Source organism: Microbispora sp. NPDC046933 (assembly GCF_040644635.1).
In the GTDB taxonomy this organism is placed as follows: domain Bacteria; phylum Actinomycetota; class Actinomycetes; order Streptosporangiales; family Streptosporangiaceae; genus Microbispora.
Genome location: NZ_JBEYWW010000027.1, coordinates 66,818 through 87,588 on the forward strand (window position 1 = coordinate 66,818; position 20,771 = coordinate 87,588).

The window sequence follows — 20,771 nt, forward strand, 5'->3', positions numbered from 1 at the left end:
GTCCTCTACAGCGAGTGGGCGGGGACGGGCTCCGCGGTGACCGGAAGGTCCGCGGCGCCGAGGGCGACCTGTCCCGGGCCGCGCCGTACGGCACGGGCGATGAGGACGTAGTCGACGAGGGCGAGCAGCCCGAGCACGCCCGCGAAACCCGCGAAGGAGGCGGTGATGTCCGCCCGGGTCAGCCCGGGGGTGAGGGCGTCGGCCACGGAGAGCTTGCCGTACACCAGCCAGGGCTGGCGGCCGACCTCGCGGACGAGCCAGCCGGCGATCGCCGCGACGAACGGCAGCGGGGTCATGAGCATGAGGAGCGGGTGCGTCCAGCGCCAGCGGGCCAGCAGGTCGCGGATGAGCAGCGGCGCCAGCGCGAACATCACGGCGAACTGGACGAGCTGCCCAATCATGATCATCAGTCCGAGCGCGGTGCCGGGGACCGCCCCGTGGAACTTGTCCGGCTGGACATCGCTGACCGGCCCGAACTGGGCGTAGCCGAACCCGACCGTGAACAGCGACCCGATGAAGGCGGTCAGCACCCCGATGCGCAGGGAGCGGGTGAAGAACTCCCGCTCGGGGGTGCGCCGGAACAGGTGGTAGGCGCTGGCGCCCATGACGACGAACCCGCCGGCCCACAGCCCGGCGCTCAGCACGTGGGGGAGCGCGAAGACGAGGGTCGGGTTGGTGAACAGCGCGCCGAAGTCGCGCAGCACGAGCCGTCCGCCCTCCTCGGCGGAGCCCACCGGGTGCTGCAGGAAGGAGTTGGCGACCATGATGAACAGCGCGGAGGCGTACGCCGTCAGCGTCACCAGCCAGATGCAGGCCACGTGGAGCCCGCGCGGCAGCCGGTGCCAGCCGAAGATCCACAGGCCCAGGAACGTGGACTCCAGGAAGAAGGCCAGCAGCGTCTCCATGGCCAGCGGCGCGCCGAACACGTCGCCCGCGTAGTGCGAAAGCCCGCTCCAGCTCAGCCCGAACTGGAACTCCATCACGAGCCCGGTGACGATGCCGAGCGCGTAGTTGATCACGTAGATCTGCCCCCAGAAACGGGTCATCCGCCCGTACAGGGGGTTCCCGCCGATGGCGTACCGGGTGTGCATGATCGCCACCAGCGGGGCCAGCCCGAGCGTGAGCACGACGAACAGGAAGTGGAGGCTTCCGGTCACGGCGAACTGCAGCCGGGCGAGGCCGACGACGTCCATTGATTTCTCCATGCGTAGACTGCCTACATATAGACAGCCTACATATAGACTGGGACGCGTGAAGAACCGGGATAGGCTGCGGGCGTGAACGCCGATGCGCTCCGGGGCCATATGGACGCCCTGCTGCTCTCCGTGCTGGAGCGCGAGCCGCTGCACGGCTACGCGATCATCGAGGCGCTGCGCGAGCGCAGCGGCGGCGCACTCGACGTGCCGACGGGCACGGTCTACCCCGCGCTGCGCAGGCTGGAGCGGGCCGGGCTGCTCGCCGGCGAGTGGGCCTCCGACGGCGGGCGCAAACGGCGGACCTACCGCCTCACCGACGCCGGGCGCGAGGCGCTGGCGGGGGAACGGTCGGCCTGGCGGTCGTTCACCACCGCGATAGGGAGCGTCCTGGATCCGTTGCGCTGAGACCCGCTGCAGTGAGCGCGGAAGCCATCCTGGTGCAGCGCAGGCAGTGGGCCGCGCTGTACAGCTGCCACACCGTCAACGCGTAGCTGACCAGGGACACGGCCAGCCCGGGGAGGTAGCCGGAGAATCCCTCCGGGCCGTGGGCGGCGGCCGCCAGCGTCAGGCCCATCGCCCCGACCAGCGGCGTCTGGATCCAGACGAACAACCCCAGCCACCGGGTGAGCCGCACGGGACGGCGGATGCGCCGCGCCCCGCGGCCGAACGCGAGCAGCGCGACGCCGCCTATCACGCCCACGCTGAGCTGGAGCAGGTCCACCGTCCTGGCCAGCAGCCCGAACCACACCGGTTTGATCTCGTCGACATGCGGGCTCTCGGGGAAGACCCGCCAGATCACCGCCCACATGAACGCGATGAGCGGCACGCTGAGGAACAGCAGCGCGGCCGTGCGGCGGCCCTGGCTCACCGTCAGCTCCCCCTGGAAGCCCGGCGCGACCTCGGGCACGGTCCCGAAGTCGGCGACCGCCAGCCGCTCGGCCTCGGCCCGAGAAAGACCCTCGCCCTCGTACGCCTCGGCCGCGTCGAGCAGGCTGTCGCGCGCCTCGGTCAGCAGGTCGCGCTTGGCGCCGCTCGGGCCCCGCAGCGCATGACGCATCGACGCGACGTACTCGTCGATCGGACCCGCGTTCCCCATCGTCCCTCCCCGGTCTGCCGCAAGCGTACGGCCGGGGCGTCCGGGGCGCATCAGGGTGATCCCTGACCTGGGACCGAGGGGCCGGGTGGGTAACGAGAGGGTCGGCGGGCGCCTTCGGATCGGCAAACCGGCGGCGCGGCACCGCTCCGGTTCGCAGATACCCTGTCTTCAGGTGTGGCCCAACCCCCCAAGACATCGCCTGTCCCTTTTGTGGTGGGAGGGACAGGGGGTTTTTCTGGGTACAGGGATGCTCATGGGCGGTGTCTTCTGACCGTTTCGCCGCGGCAACACCCTGTTAACCCTGGTCGGCGAGACTGAGAGCGCGGAGAGCGAGGCGGAACGTGAACCAGCCGAAGATCGTGGTGGGCATCAACGGGTCGATGGCGTCGCAGGCCGCACTGCGGTGGGCCGCCGCCGAGGGTTCGCTGCGCGGTGCGCGGGTCGAGGCGGTGTACGCCTGGGAGTGGACGGGCGGGCTGCACGCCCACTACGCGCCGATCGCGAGCCGCACCTCACGCGAGGACGAGCACAGGACCGCTCTCGACGTCGCCGGCCAGGCCGTCGCCGAGCTCGGCGAGCGCCACGTCGAGCCCGTGGTCGTCGAGGGGCCGCCTGCCCAGGTCCTGCTGCGCGCGACCGAGGGCGCGGACCTGCTGGTGCTGGGCGCGCACGAGGCCGAGTCCGAGCCGTACCCCGTGCTCAACCCGGTCGTGTCCGCCTGCCTGCTGCGGGCCAGGTGCCCGGTCGTCGTCGTGCTGCCCGGCATGGAGCACGACCGTCGTCCCGGGATGCTCGCGGGCAGCCGGTCCTGACCTCCTGACCTCGCCAGGGGCCGGACGTCCTCCCGGTCTCGGGACTTTCCGCCCTGCCGGGGCCCTACGGCCCGGCTGGAGCATGAGGGCATGGAACCCAGCAGCCCGGCCGGGGGCCCCGTCACCAACCCGGGCATCGTCGTCGGGTACGACGGCTCCGACTTCGCCATGCAGGCCCTCGACTGGGCGATGGACGAGGCCGAGTTCCGGGACGCGCCCATCACCGTCTGCCACGCCTGGCAGTCGCCGTACGGCCCGGGCGACGAGGAGGCGCGCAAGTCGCTGCACCACGCGGCCGAGCATGTGCTGTGGCACGGCGCCGAGTGCGCCCGGCAGTGCACCAGCGGCGTCCGCGTGCGGGAGGACCTGTTCGAGGGACCCGCCCGCGACCGGCTCGTCGCGCTGTCGGAGACGGCCGACCTCGTCGTCGTGGGATCGCGCGGCCTGAGCGGCGCGGCCCGCCATGTGATGGGTTCGGTGGCAGGGCACGTCGCGACGCACGCGCTCTGCCCGGTGATCGTGGTCCGCGGCACGGGGTCGCTGCCGCATCGCAGGCACCCGGGCCCCGTCGTCGTGGGCGTCGGCGGCGGCGACGACCACGTCCTCGCCTTCGCCTACCGGGAGGCCGCCCTGCGCGGGCTGCCGCTGATCGCGGTGCACGCCTGGCGCTACCCGGCCGCCGCCTGGAGCGCGGGCATGGCGCCCATGGTGATGTCCGACGTCCCCGGCGGGGAGGCCGTCGAGGCACTGGAATCCGCGGTTGAGCCCTGGCGGGCGCGGTATCCGGACGTGCAGACCCTGCTCCAGTCCGTCGAGGGGCCCGTGCTCGACGTGCTGGCCGGCGCCTCTCCCGGCGCGACCATGCTGGTCGTCGGCGCGACCCGCGCCAGGGGCGTGCTCGGCAGGCTCGGGTCGGTCACCCGGCCGCTGATCGACGCGGTCACCTGTCCGGTGGCCGTCGTCCACTGCTGAGCCGCCGCTGACTTGGTGGGACCGATCCGGATGGGACCGATCCATCCCGAATCGCGACGCGCAAGGGCAGCACGCCTACGGATACGACGCCAGGCAATCGGCAAATCCATACAAGTTTGTGTTAAAGACACTTATTGGTCCTGGTGTCGCGGTGGTCTGCCCCTAAAGTCCGGGGCATGCGTGCTCTATCCCGGGCCTGTCCCGATGACCACCCCGGTGGCCACGACCTCAGACGTGGCGTGAGACGCGGCACCCGCGCGGTCGCCGCGCTCGCGGCCGCCGGTCTCCTGGCCGCCGGCGTCGCGGTCGCGTCGCCGGCGCCCGCCTCCGCCGAGCCGGGCGCCGTGGTGATCAGCCAGGTGTACGGAGGCGGCGGCAACTCCGGCGCCCCCTACACCAACGACTACGTCGAACTGTTCAACCGCAGCACCGCCGCGATCTCGCTGGACGGCTGGTCCCTCCAGTACACGAGTGCCACCGGGACCGGCCTGTTCGGCTCCCAGAAGCAGGACCTGTCGGGCTCGCTCGCCCCCGGTCAGTACCACCTCGTCCAGCTTTCCGCCGGATCGACGCCGAGCGGTGCGCTGCCGTCGCCCGACACCGTCGGCAACCTCAGCCTGAGCGCCACGGCCGGCAAGGTCGCCCTGGTCCGCTCGGCCACGGGCCTGGCCTGCAACGGCGGCTCCTCGCCCTGCTCGCCCGAGCAGACCGCGCAGATCGCCGACCTCGTCGGGTACGGCACGGCCAACTACTTCGAGGGAACGGCGGCGGCCCCGGGCCTGGGCAACTCCACCGCCGCGGTGCGGGCCGGCGGCGGATGCGCGGACACCGACGACAACGCCGCGGACTTCGCCGCGGGCACGCCCGCGCCGCGCAACACGGCGACGCCTCCGGCTCCCTGCGGCGCCGCCTCGCCGTCGCCGTCCGCCTCGCCGAGCGCCTCGCCGTCGGTGTCGCCCTCCGCCTCGCCGACGCCGTCGCCCACGCCCAGCGTCGCCCCGTGCGACGTGCCGGCGAACCGGCAGATCGCCGAGGTCCAGGGCAGCGGCGACACCTCCCCGCTCGCAGGGCAGACGGTCCGGGTCGAGGGGATCGTGACCGGCGACTTCCAGCAGACCGGCCAGCAGAGCGGCTTCTACTTCCAGGACCCGACGCCCGACGCCGACCCGGCCACCTCCGACGGCCTGTTCGCGTTCGCCCGGGCGTCGTTCAAGGACGTCAAGGTCGGTGACCGGGTGCTCGTCACCGGCCGGGTCACCGAGTTCAACGGGCTCACCGAGCTGTCCCCGGTCACGGCGGTGGACGTGTGCGGCACCGGCACGATCAAGCCGAAGGTCTACGACCTGCCGCGGGCCGAGGGAGCGACCTTCGAGCCGTACGAGAACGTGCTCGTGACCTTCCCCGAGCCGCTGACCGTGACCGACCACTACAACCTCGGCCGGTACGGCGAGGTGACGGTCGCCGCGGGCGGCAGGCTCTTCCAGCGGACCGACAGGAGCGGTGTGAACCCCGCGCTGGACGCCCGCAGGTCGCTGCTGATCGACGACGGCTCGAACACCGAGAACCCGGCCACCATCCCGCACACGACGCCGCAGGTCGTCCGCCTCGGTGACACCGCGGTGGGGATCACCGGCGTGCTGAGCTACGGCTTCGGGGCCTACCGGCTGGAGCCGACCGAGCAGATCACCTTCCTGCGCACCAACCCCCGGCTGCCGGCGCCTGCGCCGGTCGGCGGGAACGTCCGCGTCGCGAGCCTCAACACGCTCAACTGGTTCACGACGCTCGACTCGCGCGGCGCCGACACGGTGGAGGAACAGCAGCGGCAGCTCAAGAAGATCGTCGCCACGCTCAAGGGCCTCAACGCCGACGTCGTCGGGCTCATGGAGGTCGAGAACAACGGCCAGACCGCCGTCAACGCGCTGGTCGACGCCCTGAACGCCGAGGTGGGCGCGGGCACGTACGCCGCCCTGACCCACCCCTACCCGGGCACGGACCTGATCCACGTCGCCGCGATCTACAAGCCGGCGAAGGTGACCCCCGTGGGTGAGACGCGGTCGTCCACCGACCCCGTCTTCCGGCGGCCGCCGCTGATCCAGACCTTCCGCCGGGCAGGCGGCGGGCAGCCGTTCACGCTGCTCGTCAACCACTTCAAGTCGAAGGGCTGCGACGAGGAGGCCACCGGCGGCGACGCCGACCAGGGCGACGGGCAGAGCTGCTACAACGACGAGCGCGTACGGCAGGCCAAGGCCGTGCTCGGCCTCATCGACTCGATGGACCTGCCGAACCCGCTGGTGATCGGCGACCTCAACGCGTACGGCGAGGAGGACCCGATCCACACCCTGGAGAAGGGCGGCCTGACCAGCCTGTCCAAGCGGTTCGTCCCGGCGGCCCAGCGCTACAGCTACCTGTTCAACGGGCTGTCGGGCGAGCTCGACCACGCGATGGCGGGCAAGCAGCTGGCCAAGCGGGTGACCGGGGCGACCATCTGGCACGTCAACGCCGACGAGCCGCGCATCCTCGACTACAACCTGGAGTACAACCCGCCGAGCCTCTACCGGCCCGACGCGTTCCGCTCCTCCGACCACGACCCGCTGCTGATCGGGCTGAACCTGCCCGGCGGCAAGGGCTGACGACCCGCACGCGAAGGGGCCCCCGGCGACGGGGGCCCCTGTCGCCGGTCAGGCGTTGGGATCGACGAAGTCCCGCTTGGTCTCCGGCGGCTCGCCCGGCTCGCCGCCGAGGCGCGGATAGCGCAGGTCGAAGGCGGGCCGCTCGGAGCGGATCGGCGGGATCGACACGAAGTTGTGCCGCGGCGGCGGGCAGGACGTCGTCCACTCCAGCGAGTTGGAGTGCCCCCACGGGTCGTCGACCGTCACCTTCTCCCCGTGCCGTGCGGACCACCAGACGTTGTAGAGGAACGGCAGGGTGGACAGCCCGAGCAGGAACGCGCCGACGCTCGACACCTGGTGCATCCAGGTGAAGCCGTCGGTGGGCGAGTAGTCGCCGTACCGCCGCGGCATGCCCTGCGCGCCGAGCCAGTGCTGGATGAGGAACGTCATGTGGAAGCCGATGAACAGCATCCAGAAGTGGATCTTCCCGAGCGGCTCGTTCAGCATCCTGCCGGTGAGCTTCGGCCACCAGAAGTAGAAGCCGGAGAACATCGCGAAGACCACCGTGCCGAACACCACGTAGTGGAAGTGGGCGACCACGAAGTAGGTGTCGGTCACGTGGAAGTCGAGCGGCGGCGACGCCAGGATCACCCCGGTCAGCCCGCCGAGCAGGAACGTCACGAGGAAGCCCACGGCCCACAGCATCGGCGTCTCGAACGTGAGATGGCCCCGCCACATCGTGCCGGTCCAGTTGAAGAACTTCACCCCCGTGGGCACGGCGATCAGGAACGTCATCAGCGAGAAGAACGGCAGCAGCACGTTCCCGGTGGCGAACATGTGGTGCGCCCACACGGTGACCGACAGCGCGGTGATCGCGATCGTCGCGCCGACCATCCCGACGTACCCGAAAAGCGGCTTGCGGCTGAAGACCGGGATCACCTCGGTGACGATGCCGAAGAACGGCAGCGCGATGATGTAGACCTCCGGATGGCCGAAGAACCAGAACAGGTGCTGCCACAGAAGCGAACCGCCGGTCTGCGGGTCGAAGATATGCGTGCCGACCTTCCGGTCGAGCTCCAGCGCCAGCAGCGCGGCGGCGAGCACCGGGAAGGCCAGCAGCACGAGGATCGAGGTGAAGAACACGTTCCACGTGAAGATCGGCATCCGGAACATCGTCATGCCCGGGGCGCGCATGCACATGATCGTCGTGATGAAGTTGACCGAGCCGAGGATCGTCCCGACGCCGGACAGCGCCAGGCCCATCACCCACAGGTCCCCGCCGAGCTGCGGGGTGAAATCCGCGCGCGCCAGCGGAGTGTAGGCCGTCCAGCCGAACGTCGGCGCCCCGCCCGCGAAGTACGACCCGAGGACCATCAGGCCGCCGAAGAGGAACAGCCAGTAGCTCGCCATGTTCAGTCTCGGGAACGCCACGTCCGGAGCGCCGATCTGCAGCGGCATGATCGCGTTGGCGAACCCGGCGAACAACGGCGTCGCGAAGAACAGCAGCATGATGGTGCCGTGCAGTGTGAACAGCTGGTTGTACTGCTGCAACGTGACGAACTGCATGCCGGGCTCGAAGAGCTCCGCCCGGATGACCATCGCCTGCAGGCCGCCGACCAGGAAGAAGAAGAACGTGGTGACCAGGTAGAGGTTGCCGATCACCTTGTGGTCCGTGGTCGACAGCCACGAGGCGATCCGGGCGCCTGTGCCCTTCTGGCCCGTCAAGTCGGTCGGCCGTACGGCATGAGTCGTCATCCGGGTGCTCCTTCTTATGTCAAGGAGGTCTCCTGCCCAATCACACGAGGCTCATCGCGAATGGAATGCTGGGATTGTCCGGCTGGTTATGCCCGCTGAAGACCGAGCGAAAGGAGTCGCCCGTGGCGACCATCGAGGTAACCGAGAAGAACTTCAACGACATCGCCGACAACGGCATCGTACTGCTCGATTTCTGGGCCTCCTGGTGCGGCCCCTGCCGCTCCTTCGCGCCGATCTTCGAGAAGGCGTCCGAGGAGCACAAGGACATCACCTTCGGCAAGATCGACACCGAGGCGCAGCCCGCCCTGTCGGAGGGCTTCGAGATCACCGCGATTCCGACGATCATGGCGATCCGTGACGGCATCGTGGTGTTCGCGCAGCCGGGCGCCCTTCCCGCGCCGGCGCTCGAGGACCTGATCCGGCAGTTGCGCGCGCTCGACATGGACTCCATCCGCGCCCAGATCGAGGCGGAGGCCAAGAACAGCTGAGGTTCCGGGCCGCACCCGGAAACGGAAACCGCCGTCACCCCGTCCGAGTGATCGGAGGGCGACGGCGGATTCAAGAAGGCCGGCGGATTTCAGAAGGCTTCGGACGGCCGGTTTCAGACCCGATGCGGATCAGCTCGACCGGTACAGCTCCGCGACGCGGAAGGCGAGGTCGAGCGACTGGCCGCGGTTGAGGCGCGGGTCGCAGGCGGTCTCGTACCGCAGCGCCAGGTCCTCCTCCACGATCGCGTGCCCGCCGCCCACGCACTCGGTCACGTCGTCGCCGGTGAACTCGATGTGGATTCCGCCGGGGTGGGTGCCGAGCGCGTGGTGCACCTCGAAGAAGCCCGCGACCTCGTCGAGCACGTCGTCGAGGCGGCGGGTCTTGTGGCCGCTCGGCGCCTCGAAGGTGTTGCCGTGCATCGGGTCGCACACCCAGGCCACGGTGGCGCCGCTGGCGTTGACCTTCTCCACCAGCGTCGGCAGCGCGTCGCGGACCTTGTCCGCGCCCATCCGCGTGATGAAGGTGAGCCGCCCGGGCTCGTTGTCCGGGTTGAGCTTGTCGATCAGCGCGATGGCCTCTTCGGGCGTGGTCGTCGGGCCGAGCTTCACGCCGATCGGGTTGCGGATGCGGCTGAAGAACTCGACGTGCGCCCCGTCGAGCTGCCGGGTGCGCTCGCCGATCCACACCATGTGCGCCGACACGTCGTAGGGCAGGCCCGTACGCGAGTCGATCCGGGTGAGCGCCCGGTCGTAGTCGAGGATCAGGGCCTCGTGGGAGGAGTAGAACTCCACGGTGTGGAACTCCTCGGGGTCGGCCCCGCAGGCCCGCATGAACGAGAGCGCCTGGTCGATCTCCCGCGCGAGCTGCTCGTAGCGCCGCCCCGCCGGGGACTCCGCGACGAAGTCCTGGTTCCAGGCGTGCACCTGGCGCAGGTCGGCGTAGCCGCCCTTGGTGAAGGCCCGCGTGAGGTTCAGCGTGACCGCCGCCGAGTGGTAGGCGCGCAGCAGCCGGTTCGGGTCGGGGCGGCGGGACTCGGCGGTGAAGTCGAAGCCGTTGACCATGTCGCCCCGGTAGGCCGGAAGCTCCACGCCGTCGCGGCTCTCGGTGGGCTTGGACCGCGGCTTGGCGAACTGCCCGGCGAGCCTGCCGATCTTCACGACCGGGACGCGGCCCGCGTAGGTCAGCACGATCGCCATCTGCAGCAGCGTCTTGAGCTTGTTGCGCACGTTCTCGGCCGTCGCGCCCGCGAAGGTCTCGGCGCAGTCGCCGCCCTGCAGGACGAACGCCTCCCCGCGCGCCACGGCGGCCATGCTCTCCTTGAGCTGGTCGCACTCGCCGGCGAACACCAGCGGGGGCAGGGACGCCAGCTCGGCGACGACCTTGTCCAGCTCGCCGCGGTCCGGCCAGTCCGGCTGCTGGGCCGCGGGCAGGTCCCGCCAGGTGTCCAGCTCACGCCAGGTGCCCAGGCCGCTCACGGTGTCGAGGTTCGATGCGCTCACGGGAACCAAGGTTATTGCACCATGTCCCGTGTGGGCCCCTTCCTGTCCATTTGCTGAGATCTTTTTTCTCGCGGCGGAAGACGTACGTGCTCGGGCAGCACGCCGAGCCCGATGAACCGGGGCAGCAGCGAGCGCAGCACCGGCACGCGGGTGAGATCGGGGATCCGCGCCACGGGACCGGCGAGGGCCGGCCGGATGAGGCGTTCCTGCACCACCCGCTGCGCGGTCTGCACGACGATGGTGGGCACCTTCCTGCGACGCGCCACTTTGGCCAGCAGCGCGGCGGGGGCCCGGCCGCGCAGCAGGGCCGGCCCGACGATGTTGGCGGCCGCGACCGCGTCCTGCACCGCGAGGTTGATCCCGACGCCGAAGACCGGCGACATCGCGTGCGCCGCGTCGCCGATCAGCAGCAGCCCGGGCAGGTGCCAGCGCGTGAGCCGGTTCAGCTCCACGCTGAGCACGCCGGCCTCGTCGAAGCCGCGCAGCTCCGAGGTCCTGCCGACGAGGAAGGGGAGCAGCCGCTCCACCTCGTGGCGCAGCTCGCCGACGCCCTTCGCCTCCAGCGCGGCGAAGCCGCCCTTCGGGATGACGTAGGCGAGCTGCCAGTACGTCTCCCTGTTGATGGCCACCATGAGCCGTCCGGCGGACGCCCGCAGGAACGGCTGCCCGGGGTCGCCCTCCGCGCGCGGCAGGCGGAACCAGACGACGTCCATCGGCGCGCCGAACCGTCTCGGCGCCAGGCCGGCCGCCCGCCGTACGTCCGAGTGCCTGCCGTCGGCCGCGACCGTGAGCACGGCCCGTATCTCGTGCTCCTCGCCGCGCTCGTCGCGGTAGCGCACCCCGCGGACCGCGCCGTCGTGCCGTACGAGGTCGACGACCTTGGCGTTCATCAGGAGGTGGAAGTTGGGGTGGGCACGCGCCTCACCGGTGATGAGGTCGAGGAAGTCCCACTGCGGGACGAAGGCGATGTAGCGGTACTTGCCCGGCAGGCGTCGCAGGTCGGCGATCGGGACCTGGCCGTCGTCGGTCCGCATGGACATCTCGTACGCCTTGCGGTGCGGCAGCCGGTGGAACGCCTCGGCCAGGCCGATCTCGTCCAGGACCTGGAGGGTCGAGGGATGGATGGTGTCGCCGCGGAAGTCGCGCAGGAAGTCCGCGTGCTTCTCCAGCAACGTGACGTCGACGCCCGCGCGGGCCAGGAGCAGCGCGAGCATGGCCCCCGCGGGCCCGCCGCCCGCGATCACACATGTCGTCTCCATAATTCATCACCCGCTGAAATCATCTCACGCGAGGGATCGGGACGCCAGATGTGGGCCTACCGGAGTGGAGGCGGCACCGCTATTTTGTGATCAATGGAGTCGGCCTTCAGGAGTCCGTTGTGAGTGCTCGTGTCAGTCACCTGCCCCGCGTCGCGGCCGGGGCGATGGTCCTGTCCCTTGTGGCGTCGCTGACCGTCGGAGCGCCCGCGGCCCTCGCCGCGACCGGCGACTCCGAGCCGCACACCGGCAACGGATGCGGCTCGCAGTCCCTCACGCTGGAGGCGTAGGCTCCCTTCGCCTTCGCCTTCGCCTTCGCCGGTCCCGGACGCTCAGACGCGGGCGTGGGGGCCGGCCAGACGCTGCCCGCCCTCCCGGTAGGCCCCGCGCAGTACGTCCAGGCAGGCGACCAGCGAGCGCGTGGTGATGTCCCTGGTGGACGCGTAGGACTCCTCCGGATACTGCCGCGGGCCGTCCTCCACCAGCATGATCAGGTAGAGGTAGACCCGGTAGAGGGCCATCCGGACGCGGGCGGCGTGGTCCAGCGTCACCGGGCCGCCCTCCTGCCGGTAGCCCGCGAGCATCGGATCGTCCTCGCGCAGCTCACCGAAGATCGTGGGGGTGACGAAGTCGGCGAGCGGGTCGCCCCAGAACGCCCTCTCGTGGTCGATGAGCGCCTGGACGCGCTTGTCGCCGTCCAGGAACACGTTGCCCGGCCACATGTCGAAGTGCACCAGCGACGGGGCGGTGACCTGGTCGAGGACGTGCGCGTTCATGTGGACGAGCCCGACGATCTCGACGATCGTCGTGGGGAGCGGGGTGTTGTAGTAGACCGCGTCGTCGAGCAGGGCGCCGACCATGACGAGGAACGCCTCGCGCCACGTACGGCCGGTCAGCCCGGCGTACGGGTAGCCGAAGACGCCCGTGCCCGGGATGGTGTGCAGGCGGGCGAGGTGGCGGCCCAGCTCGAACCGCAGCGCGCTCTCCTCGGCGGGGCTGAGCGTCGTCCGGTTCCACGGCACCCCGTCGAGCGCGGACAGGATGAGGTAGTCGCCGCCCAGCGCCGGGTCGTCGAACGACGCCCTGAGCAGGGCGGGCATCGGCAGCCCCACGGGCTGGGCGAGGTGGTAGACCATCGCCTCGGTGCGCAGCAGGTGCCGCTCGTAGGTCAGCAACCGCAGGTCGGGCGGTGGCCCGAGCTTGAGCACCACCTGACGTCCGTCGTCGAGGCCGAGCCGCCAGACGGCGTTCGCCATGCCGTCGTTGAGCTCCTCGGACGAGGTCACCCCGCAGCCCAGCGCGTCGCGGATGACCTCGTTGAGTTGCGCCGGGGACAACCGCCTTTTCGTCTTGCTGTCCATCAGAACCTCGGCAGGGGACCGTCGTCTTCAGGCGACGGGGGAATGCCGTCCCTGACTGGCTTTCTCTCCGGGCTCATCGAGGGTTCCTTTCCCTGGTGGTTTAGATGGGCGGTGCTTTCATGGTGATCGTGTGAGGTCAGGTGCGCGCCTTCCCCGGTGCGGCGTATGACCTCAGGTCGCACGTGGTGTGGTGTCCGAAGTACCGCCGTCCCGTTCTGGGTGGCCGGGTGAAGGCCCGCCGTGAAGAGCTGATGTGCGGCCTGCTTTGGCTCACCGGTGATTCCGGGCTTGCTGTCTTCGGGCTTTGTCGGCGCCTTCCGATAGCGTGGTGCTCTGATTACTCAACGCGAGAGGAACGTGGGGGGTGGGTGTGCGCCGGTCGTTCACATTCCTGCTGCGCCCCACCGGCAAGCAGGCCGCCTCGCTCGCCGCCTGCCTTGAGGATCACCGGGTCCTCTACAACGCCGCCTTGGAGCACCGGCGGACGGCCTACCGCAAGGCGGGCGTCACGATTCGTTACGGTGACCAGTCTGGGGAGTTGAAGGACATCCGTGCCGATGACCCGACCGGTCAGGGCCGGTGGTCGTTCTCCTCTCAGCAGGCCACCTTGCGGCGGTTGGACAAGGCGTTCGCCGCGTTCTTCACCCGGGTCCGCGAGGGCCGTACACCGGGTTTCCCGCGTTTCAAGGGGCGCGGCTGGTTCGACACGGTGACCTGGCCCAGGGATGGGGACGGCTGCCGGCGGGACTGTCAGCCCGAAAACCCGGCCGCGACCTACGTGCGGCTGCAGGGCATCGGGCATGTCCGGGTGCACCAGCACCGCCTGGTCCAGGGCCGGGTGAAGACGATCAGTATCAAGCGGGAGGGTTCCCGCTGGTATGTGATCCTGTCGTGCGATGACGTCCCCGCCGACCCCCTGCCCGCGACGGGCGCGGCCGTCGGGATCGACATGGGCGTGGCATCGCTGGTCACCACCAGCGACGGTGACCCCCTGGCCAACCCGCGCCACCTGAAGGCGTCCGCCGGACGTCTCGCGGCGGCCCAGCGGGCTCTCGCCCGCAAGAAGCGGGGGTCCAGGCGGCGGCGGAAAGCGGTGGCGAGGGTGGCGGCGCTGCACGCGAAGGTCCGCCGTCAACGCGTGGACGGCGTGCACAAGGCGGCGCTCGCGCTGGTCCGCGGCTATGACGTGATCGTGCATGAGGACCTGCGGATCGCGAACATGACCCGCTCGGCCGCCGGCACGATCGCCCAGCCTGGGCGGAACGTCGCGGCCAAGTCGGGGTTGAACCGGAGCATCCTGGACGCGGGTTGGGGGGTGTTCCTGCGTGTGCTCGCGCACAAGGCTGAAAGCGCCGGTCGCGAGCTGATCGCGGTCGATCCCCGCAACACCTCCCGCACCTGCTCGCGGTGCGGGCACTGCGCGAAGGACAACCGCGTCAGCCAAGCGCAGTTCCGATGTACGGGGTGCGGGTATGCCGCGCACCCCGACGTGAACGCGGCGATCAACATTCTCAGGGCAGGGCTTGCCCTTCGTGACGCTGCGGAAGCGGCTTAGCGAGAAGCCGCTCCCCTCAGGGAGCGGAGGAGTCACTCAGCCTTCCAATGACGTGGAGGAGACCGGAGTGGTGACCGCGATGGTCCAGGTGGCCTCGTGCTTGTCCCCCGGCTGCAAAACGATGAGATCGGTGCCCGAGTTGAACGCGTCGGGCGGGCACGTCATCGGCTCCACGGCCAGCCCCCGGTGGCCGAGCCCCGTACCGGTGCAGATCTGGACCCACGGCATCACCGCCGGGTCCCAGGTGAGCTCCACCCCGCCCTCGGGGCCGAGCACGCGCACACGCCCCTCCGTCATGTCCGTGAAGGCGTGGTCGACGGCGGTGTCCCCGATCGCGCGCGGCGTCCTGAAGTCGTACGGCGTCTCCGCGACCTCCACCAGGTCGGTGGGGGCGAGCAGGTCGTCGGTGAGCAGCACCCGCCCGGCCGGCAGGCCGAGCTCGTAGGCGGTGACGTCCGGCCCGGCCAGCAGCCACGGGTGCGGCCCGCAGCCGTACGGCGCCGCCGTCTCGCCCACGTTCTGCGCCGTCAGCGTGGTCGACAGGCCCTCCTCGGACACCGAGTGCCGCACCTCCAGGGCGATCCTGTGCGGGTAGCCCTCGGTGGGCTCCACCACGTGCGTCAGCCGTACGTGGCCGTGGTGGTCCTCCACGGACAGCAGTTCGGCGCACTTCCAGTCGAGGCCGGCGACCAGGCCGTGCAGGGCGTGACCGCGGTCGGGCTCGTTCACCGGCAGGTGGCGGCGCTGCCCCTCGAAGACGTACGTGCCGCCGACCACCCGGTTCGGCCAGGGCGCGAGGATGGTGCCGCTGTAGTACGGGACCGGCCCGCCCTCCGGCCAGCTCGTCACCAGATCGCGGCCCTCGTGGCGCAACGTCCGGAGCGCGCCGCCCCGCTCGCTGATCGTGGCCTGGTAACCGCCGCCGGCAATGGTGTAATCGGGCACGGGGGAGTCCTCTCGCTGACGCGACGTCAAGAAGCGGGTCATCTGACGGTATGCAGGGACTTTATCCCAGCTCATCGCCCTTGATCCAAGCGGGGTGGGAGAAGGGTGGGAGCGCTCCCACCGCCGGTAAAGCTAAGTCTTTTCGGCTGACGCGTCAACTTATTCTCGGGATTATCGCGTAGATCGGTATAACAGCACCAATTTGCCGCAGACGGGTCCTCGCGTGCACGTGCATGGGCGATCGCCCACCGGTCCGTGCTGAAAGTTTCAGCCGCTCCGGGCGGCCGTCATCGCGCCGCCGCGGAAAGCCGCCGCGGAACGTGGGTCCGGGCCCACGGCCGGGACGCCGGCGGCGGCCTGCTCGCCATGCGACCACGCCCGGCCGCCGCACCATGAGGGGCCGGCCCGCGGACGCCGGTCGTGGACGCCGGGCCGCGGACGCCGGGTCGCCGCCGGGGGAAAAGCCGCGGACGGGCGGCACGAACTCCGCCGGGCCGGTGCGCCGCGTGAGGCGGCGTCGCACCGGACCTGCTCAGAGCCCAGCCCGCTCAGGGCCCGCTCAGGGACCCCCTCAGGGCGTCACAGGGCCTCACAGGGCCCGCTCGCGGCCTGCGAAGCGGGCCCGTGCGCCCCGTGTCCGCTCGTCGGGCCGCGCGGGCCCGTACGGGTGTCAGCGCAGCTCGCCGCTCTTCACGACGTCGCGGTACCAGAGCGCGCTGTCCTTGGGGGTGCGCTTCTGCGTCCTGTAGTCCACGTACACGATGCCGAACCGCTGGCTGTATCCCTCGGCCCACTCGAAGTTGTCGAGCAGCGACCACACGTGGTAGCCCTCGACCTGCGCGCCGGCCTCCATGGCGCGGTGCACGGCACCCAGGTGGTCGCGCAGGTAGGCGATCCGCCGATCGTCGCGGACACGGCCGTCGGCGTCGACCCCGTCCACGATCGCCAGGCCGTTCTCGGTGATGACGATCGGCACCCCCGGGTAGTCCCGCTGCACCCGGACGAGGATGTCGTGCAGGCCCTCGGGGTAGATCTCCAGCCACTCGGCCTGGGCGCGCTCGTGCAGGAAGACCCGCTCGCCCTTGCCGTCCACGAAGATCGGCGTGTAGTACTGCACGCCGAGGACGTCGATGGGCTCGCCGATGACGCCGAGGTCCCCGTCGAGGATGTGGTCGGCCATCGGGCCGCGCTCGGAGATCCAGCGCAGCGTGTCCTCGGGATAGCGGCCCTTGAAGATGGGGTCGAGGTAGAGGCGGTTCTCCAGGCCGTCCTGGTGCTGAGCCGCCTCGCGCGCCTCCGGCGTGTCGTCGGCCGGGTAGGTGGGGTGGAGGTTGAGCGCCGGTCCGATGCGGCGTCCCGGGTGCCGCTCGTGCAGCACGCGCGAGGCGAGGCCGTGGGCGAGCAGCAGGTGGTGGCACGCGACGAACGCGCGCGCGTCGTCCTTGACGCCCGGCGCGTGGGTGCCTGCGCGGTATCCGCAGTCGACCACGGTCTTGGGCTCGTTGATCGTCAGCCAGTCCCTGATCTCCAGGGCGTCGAAGCAGATCTCGGCGTACTCGGCGAAGCGCGCGGCCGTGTCCCGGTTCTCCCAGCCCCCTCGGTCCTGCAGCTCCTGCGGCAGGTCCCAGTGGAAGAGCGTGGCCATCGGCCGGACGCCGCGTTCCGCCAGGCCGTCCACGAGCCGGCGGTAGAAGTCGAGGCCCTTCTGGTTGGGCTTGCCCGAGCCGGTCGGCTGGATCCGCGGCCAGGCGATGGAGAAGCGGTAGCTGCCCAGGCCGAGATCGGCGATCAGGTCCAGGTCCTCGTTGTAGCGGTGGTAGTGGTCGGCGGCCTGTTCCCCGGTGTCACCGTCGCGTACGTTCCCGGGGACCGCGCAGAACGTGTCCCACACCGAGGGCCCGCGGCCGTCCTCCGTGGTCGCGCCTTCGATCTGGTACGCCGCGGTGGACGCGCCCCAGACGAAGTCGGCCGGAAACCGTGCGGGTGAGTTCATGGCTTCATCCATTCTCGGTGAGGAAACGCGCGGGTGATTCGAGCGCCGCCCGGAGTTCGCCGAGGAACTCCGCGGCATCGCGACCGTTGATGAAACGGTGGTCGTATGCGAGGCCGATTGTGGCGGTCTTGCGTACGGCGAAGCCCGAGCCGTCCTGGACGACCTCCGAGCGCGGCGCGGTCAGCGACAGCGCGCACGTCTGGCCGGGGAAGACGATCGGGACGGCGAACACGATGCCGTCGTGCGTGTGCAGGGTGAGCGTGATGGCGCCCCCCTGGAGGTCGCGTTCCCGGAACGACCCGGTGAGCGCCGTTTTGCGGAAGCCGACCAGGTCGCCGGCGACCTCGGAGAGCGGCCGGTTGCCGGCGTCGCGGACGACCGGGATGAACAACCCGCGGCCCACGTCGACGGTCACGCCGACGTCGGCGGTGGCGGCTCGCCTCGCCCGCATGCCCGAACCCCGCATGCCCGGGGCGGGCTCCGCGAAGAACATCGGGAAGCGGTCGAGCAGCCCGCCGACCGCCTTCACCACCATCTCGGGCAGGCCGACCAGGGTGCGCAGCCGGCGGGTGAGGTCGCGGGCGAGCGACAGGACCTCGGTCACGTCGACGTTCATCGCCGTGTAGGCCGCCGGGATCTCGCGCCGGGACCGCTCGACGACCTCGGCCGTCCGCTGCTGGGCCCGGGACAGCGTGATCCACTCCGTGTCGCCGTCCCCGTCAGCGCCGGCCGGGGCCGGGGCGTCGTCCGGGGCGGTCCGGTCGTTCCCGTCCGCGCCCGTGCTGCCCCCCGCGAGCAGTTCCTCGACGTCGGTCCGCCTGATCACCTTGCGGCCGAGGGCGTACACCCGCTCCATGGCGATGCCGTGCGCCTCGATCAGCTCGCGCGCGGGCGCCGTGACGACGACGTCGGACCCGCCGGCGAGCGGCGCCGGAGCGTCCGGCCTCCGCGGGTCCTCGTCCGGGGCCTTCCCCGCGGCCTCACCCGCCGTCTCGCCCGCGGCCTCACCTGCGGCCTCACCTGCGGCCTCATCCGTGGCCTCATCCGTGGCCTCGTCCCCGGGCCCGAGCAGGCGGGCGATCACCTGTCCCGGCTCGCATTCCGCTCCCTCGGCGAGCAGTCGCCGCAGGACGCCGGGCCGCGGGGCCTCGACCTCCTCGGTCGCCTTGGACGTCTCCAGCAGCACGATCGGATCGCCGTCCCGCACCGCCTGCCCGTCCTCGGCCAGCCACTCGACCAGGACGTACGTCGTGTCGTTGTTGTTGAGCTTGGGCACCCGGAAGTCGGTCAAGACAGCGCCTCCCGTACCGCGGCCCGGATGTGATCGGCCTGCACGAGCACCTCACGTTCGAGATGGGGGGCGGCGGGGATCACTCCGTCCGCCGAGTTGACCAGCGTGATCGGGCGGCGCAGGCGGCCCCACAGGCGCGGGTAGAGCACCGTGGCCACCTCGGCCGCCCAGGTGCCGCCCTCGGTCCCGTCGTCGACGACGCACACGTGCGGCGCGTCCTCCAGCCCCGGCAGATAAGGCACGGGGTAGAGCTGGGCGGGCACCAGCAGCTCGCAGACCAGGTCGTCCTCCAGGAGCAGCGACCGCATGGCGTCGAGCGTCCGGTGGACGAGCCCGCCATGGGTCACCAGCGTGCAGTCGGGCCGGCCCGCGCCGTCGAGGTACACCCGCGCCACGTCGTCCACCAGCTCGAACCGGAACAGGTCGTCGGCGCGGTGCATCTGCCGCGTGTACAGGACCTTGTCCTCGAAGAACAGGCAGGGCCGCGCCAGTTGGAACATCCGGGTGAACAGCTCGCCCGCGTCGTGGAACGGCGTCATCTCGAACAGGGACAGGCCCGGCACGCCGATGAAGTGCTTCTGCGGGTTCTGGCTGTGGGTCGGGCCGTAGCCGCGGTTGCCGCCCGTGGGGCAGCGCACCACGAGCGGCACCGGCACGGGCCTGCCGTACATCGAGGTGGACTTGGCGGCGAAGTTCGTGATCTGGTCGAACGCCAGCGCCACGAAGTCGGAGAACATGATCTCTACGATGGCCTTGTCGCCGGCCAGGGCCAGGCCGGCCCCGACCCCGGCGATCGCGCCCTCGCTCAGCGGAGTGGACCTCACCCGGGAGCCGAAGCGGCTGGACAGTCCGCGGGTGACCTTGAACGCGCCGCCGTACGGGTCGCAGACGTCCTCGCCGAGCAGGTGGACCGAGGGGTCGGACTCCATGAGATCGTGCAGCGCCTGGTTGAGATGCTCGGAGACCCGGGTCACGACCGCGGCTCCGGCGACGTGAAGGGGCGGGCGGAGACCTCGGCGACCACCCGCTCGACGAGCTCCCGCTGCTCCGCGTCGATCCGCGCGAACCGCTCGGGATCGGCCTCGGCGTACCGGCCGTACCAGTCGGACTCCCGGGCCCGGCGGATCTCCTCCGGCGGGCGGGTGTCGTCGCCCTTGCTGTGCGGCCCGAGGCGGTGCGTGGCGAACTCGACGACCAGCGGGGACGGCTCGGCCCGCACGGTGTCGACCAGCGGGGCGAGGGCCGCCCTGATCTCGCCGACGTCGGCGGACGTGACGTGGTGGTGACGGACGCCGAAGGCCGCCGCCCGGGCGGCGATGGTGCCGGCCATCTGCGCGGAGGTGGGGGTCGACTGGGCGATGCCGTTGTGCTCGACCACGACCAGCAGCGGCACCCGCCACAGGGACGCCATGTTCAGCGCTTCGTAGACGGCGCCCTCGCCCCAGGTCCCGTCTCCGACGTACGCGCAGGCCAGCGCTCCCGTGCCGGCCAGCTTCAGGGCCACCCCGGTCGCCACGGGCAGGCTCTCGCCCTGCACCCCGGTGGACAGGAAACGCCGGTGGTAGATGTGCTGGCTGCCGCCGACGCCCCCGCACAGCGCGCCCTCCCGCCCCATGATCTCGGCGAGCAGTCCGTGGGGGTCGGGATGGCGGGCGAGGAAGTGGCCGTGCCCCCGGTGATTGCTGAACACGAAGTCGTCGTCCCTGAGCAGCGCGGACAGCGCGACGGGGATGTACTCCTGCCCGAGGCAGGTGTGGGTGGTGCCGCTCAGCACGCCCTGCTCGAACAGGCGGAGCAGGGCCCGTTCGAAGTGCCTGATGAGGAGGAGTGAGCGCAGATCCCGGTCGTTGAGGACATGCCGCGGGCTCCGGGGCGGTGCAGCGGTGACGGTCACAGGTGGTTCGCTCCTGGTGCGTCTCTGGTCGGGGGCGCGCTCGACGCC

18 protein-coding genes are annotated in these 20,771 nt (G+C 70.8%); 7 read left to right on the forward strand and 11 right to left on the reverse strand.

The features are described 5' to 3' along the window. Positions 1-5 precede the first annotated feature (5 nt). A complete protein-coding gene (locus tag ABZ857_RS30890; RefSeq protein ID WP_357049739.1) occupies positions 6-1,193 on the reverse strand; it encodes a cytochrome ubiquinol oxidase subunit I in 1,188 nt (395 codons plus the stop codon). An 84-nt stretch (positions 1,194-1,277) separates the two neighbouring features. Between ABZ857_RS30890 and ABZ857_RS30895 the strand changes: the two genes are divergently transcribed. Beyond that, positions 1,278-1,601, forward strand: a complete 324-nt coding sequence (locus ABZ857_RS30895) for a helix-turn-helix transcriptional regulator (protein ID WP_357049742.1) — start codon at positions 1,278-1,280, stop codon at positions 1,599-1,601. Here ABZ857_RS30895 and ABZ857_RS30900 read toward each other — a convergent pair. Further along, positions 1,561-2,292: a permease prefix domain 1-containing protein gene (locus ABZ857_RS30900; RefSeq protein WP_357049745.1), complete on the reverse strand. Its 732-nt coding sequence runs from the start codon at positions 2,290-2,292 to the stop codon at positions 1,561-1,563. The two genes, ABZ857_RS30895 and ABZ857_RS30900, sit on opposite strands and share 41 nt — an antisense overlap. Positions 2,293-2,633: 341 nt before the next feature. Here ABZ857_RS30900 and ABZ857_RS30905 point away from each other — a divergent pair, with 341 nt between their 5' ends. The 3 genes from ABZ857_RS30905 (at position 2,634) to ABZ857_RS30915 (ending at position 6,706) form a co-directional block, all read left to right on the forward strand. Next, the gene (locus ABZ857_RS30905) at positions 2,634-3,104 is read left to right on the forward strand and encodes a universal stress protein (protein ID WP_357049748.1); all 471 of its coding nucleotides are present in this window, start codon (positions 2,634-2,636) and stop codon (positions 3,102-3,104) included. 90 nt (positions 3,105-3,194) lie between these two features. Next, a complete protein-coding gene (locus ABZ857_RS30910) occupies positions 3,195-4,076 on the forward strand; it encodes a universal stress protein (RefSeq protein ID WP_357049751.1) in 882 nt (293 codons plus the stop codon). A 176-nt stretch (positions 4,077-4,252) separates the two neighbouring features. Beyond that, positions 4,253-6,706 (forward strand): ExeM/NucH family extracellular endonuclease, encoded by a 2,454-nt coding sequence (locus tag ABZ857_RS30915; RefSeq protein WP_357049754.1) that lies wholly within the window; start codon positions 4,253-4,255, stop codon positions 6,704-6,706. Between the two features lie 48 nt (positions 6,707-6,754). Here ABZ857_RS30915 and ctaD read toward each other — a convergent pair whose 3' ends face one another. Next, positions 6,755-8,440: a cytochrome c oxidase subunit I gene (ctaD, locus tag ABZ857_RS30920; protein WP_357049756.1), complete on the reverse strand. Its 1,686-nt coding sequence runs from the start codon at positions 8,438-8,440 to the stop codon at positions 6,755-6,757. Positions 8,441-8,562: 122 nt separating this feature from the next. Here ctaD and ABZ857_RS30925 point away from each other — a divergent pair, with 122 nt between their 5' ends. Beyond that, positions 8,563-8,928 (forward strand): thioredoxin domain-containing protein, encoded by a 366-nt coding sequence (locus tag ABZ857_RS30925; protein ID WP_357049759.1) that lies wholly within the window; start codon positions 8,563-8,565, stop codon positions 8,926-8,928. Positions 8,929-9,057: 129 nt separating this feature from the next. Here the strand turns inward: ABZ857_RS30925 and ABZ857_RS30930 are convergent, their stop codons facing one another. Together ABZ857_RS30930 and ABZ857_RS30935 are read right to left on the reverse strand one after the other, a co-directional pair. Beyond that, the gene (locus ABZ857_RS30930; protein WP_357049881.1) at positions 9,058-10,395 is read right to left on the reverse strand and encodes a class II 3-deoxy-7-phosphoheptulonate synthase; all 1,338 of its coding nucleotides are present in this window, start codon (positions 10,393-10,395) and stop codon (positions 9,058-9,060) included. 44 nt (positions 10,396-10,439) lie between these two features. Next, positions 10,440-11,687: an FAD-dependent oxidoreductase gene (locus ABZ857_RS30935; RefSeq protein ID WP_357049762.1), complete on the reverse strand. Its 1,248-nt coding sequence runs from the start codon at positions 11,685-11,687 to the stop codon at positions 10,440-10,442. A gap of 119 nt (positions 11,688-11,806) precedes the next feature. Here ABZ857_RS30935 and ABZ857_RS30940 point away from each other — a divergent pair, with 119 nt between their 5' ends. Continuing rightward, a complete protein-coding gene (locus ABZ857_RS30940; protein WP_161627906.1) occupies positions 11,807-11,974 on the forward strand; it encodes a hypothetical protein in 168 nt (55 codons plus the stop codon). 42 nt (positions 11,975-12,016) lie between these two features. Here ABZ857_RS30940 and ABZ857_RS30945 read toward each other — a convergent pair whose 3' ends face one another. After that, on the reverse strand, positions 12,017-13,045 hold the full coding sequence (locus ABZ857_RS30945) for an aminoglycoside phosphotransferase family protein (RefSeq protein ID WP_357049767.1): 1,029 nt from the start codon (positions 13,043-13,045) through the stop codon (positions 12,017-12,019). Positions 13,046-13,409: 364 nt separating this feature from the next. Here ABZ857_RS30945 and ABZ857_RS30950 point away from each other — a divergent pair, with 364 nt between their 5' ends. Then, on the forward strand, positions 13,410-14,600 hold the full coding sequence (locus ABZ857_RS30950; RefSeq protein ID WP_357049770.1) for a transposase: 1,191 nt from the start codon (positions 13,410-13,412) through the stop codon (positions 14,598-14,600). A gap of 36 nt (positions 14,601-14,636) precedes the next feature. On the opposite strand, the gene ABZ857_RS30955 is transcribed toward ABZ857_RS30950, so the two are convergent. The 5 genes from ABZ857_RS30955 to ABZ857_RS30975 all read right to left on the reverse strand — a co-directional run bounded on the left by ABZ857_RS30955 (position 14,637) and on the right by ABZ857_RS30975 (position 20,723). Next, a complete protein-coding gene (locus tag ABZ857_RS30955) occupies positions 14,637-15,545 on the reverse strand; it encodes an aldose 1-epimerase family protein (RefSeq protein WP_357049773.1) in 909 nt (302 codons plus the stop codon). A 670-nt stretch (positions 15,546-16,215) separates the two neighbouring features. Continuing rightward, positions 16,216-17,538 carry a GH1 family beta-glucosidase gene (locus tag ABZ857_RS30960; RefSeq protein WP_357049776.1) on the reverse strand — a complete coding sequence of 441 codons (1,323 nt, stop codon included), beginning with the start codon at positions 17,536-17,538 and terminating at the stop codon, positions 16,216-16,218. Positions 17,539-17,542: 4 nt separating this feature from the next. Then, the gene (locus ABZ857_RS30965) at positions 17,543-18,829 is read right to left on the reverse strand and encodes a 2-oxo acid dehydrogenase subunit E2 (protein ID WP_357049779.1); all 1,287 of its coding nucleotides are present in this window, start codon (positions 18,827-18,829) and stop codon (positions 17,543-17,545) included. Beyond that, positions 18,826-19,803, reverse strand: coding sequence for a transketolase C-terminal domain-containing protein (locus ABZ857_RS30970; RefSeq protein WP_357049782.1), 978 nt, complete (start codon positions 19,801-19,803; stop codon positions 18,826-18,828). Before ABZ857_RS30970 ends, ABZ857_RS30965 begins: the two co-directional genes overlap by 4 nt. Continuing rightward, positions 19,800-20,723 (reverse strand): thiamine pyrophosphate-dependent dehydrogenase E1 component subunit alpha, encoded by a 924-nt coding sequence (locus tag ABZ857_RS30975; protein WP_357049785.1) that lies wholly within the window; start codon positions 20,721-20,723, stop codon positions 19,800-19,802. The genes ABZ857_RS30970 and ABZ857_RS30975 overlap by 4 nt, the downstream gene beginning before the upstream one ends. Between the last annotated feature and the right edge of the window lie 48 nt (positions 20,724-20,771).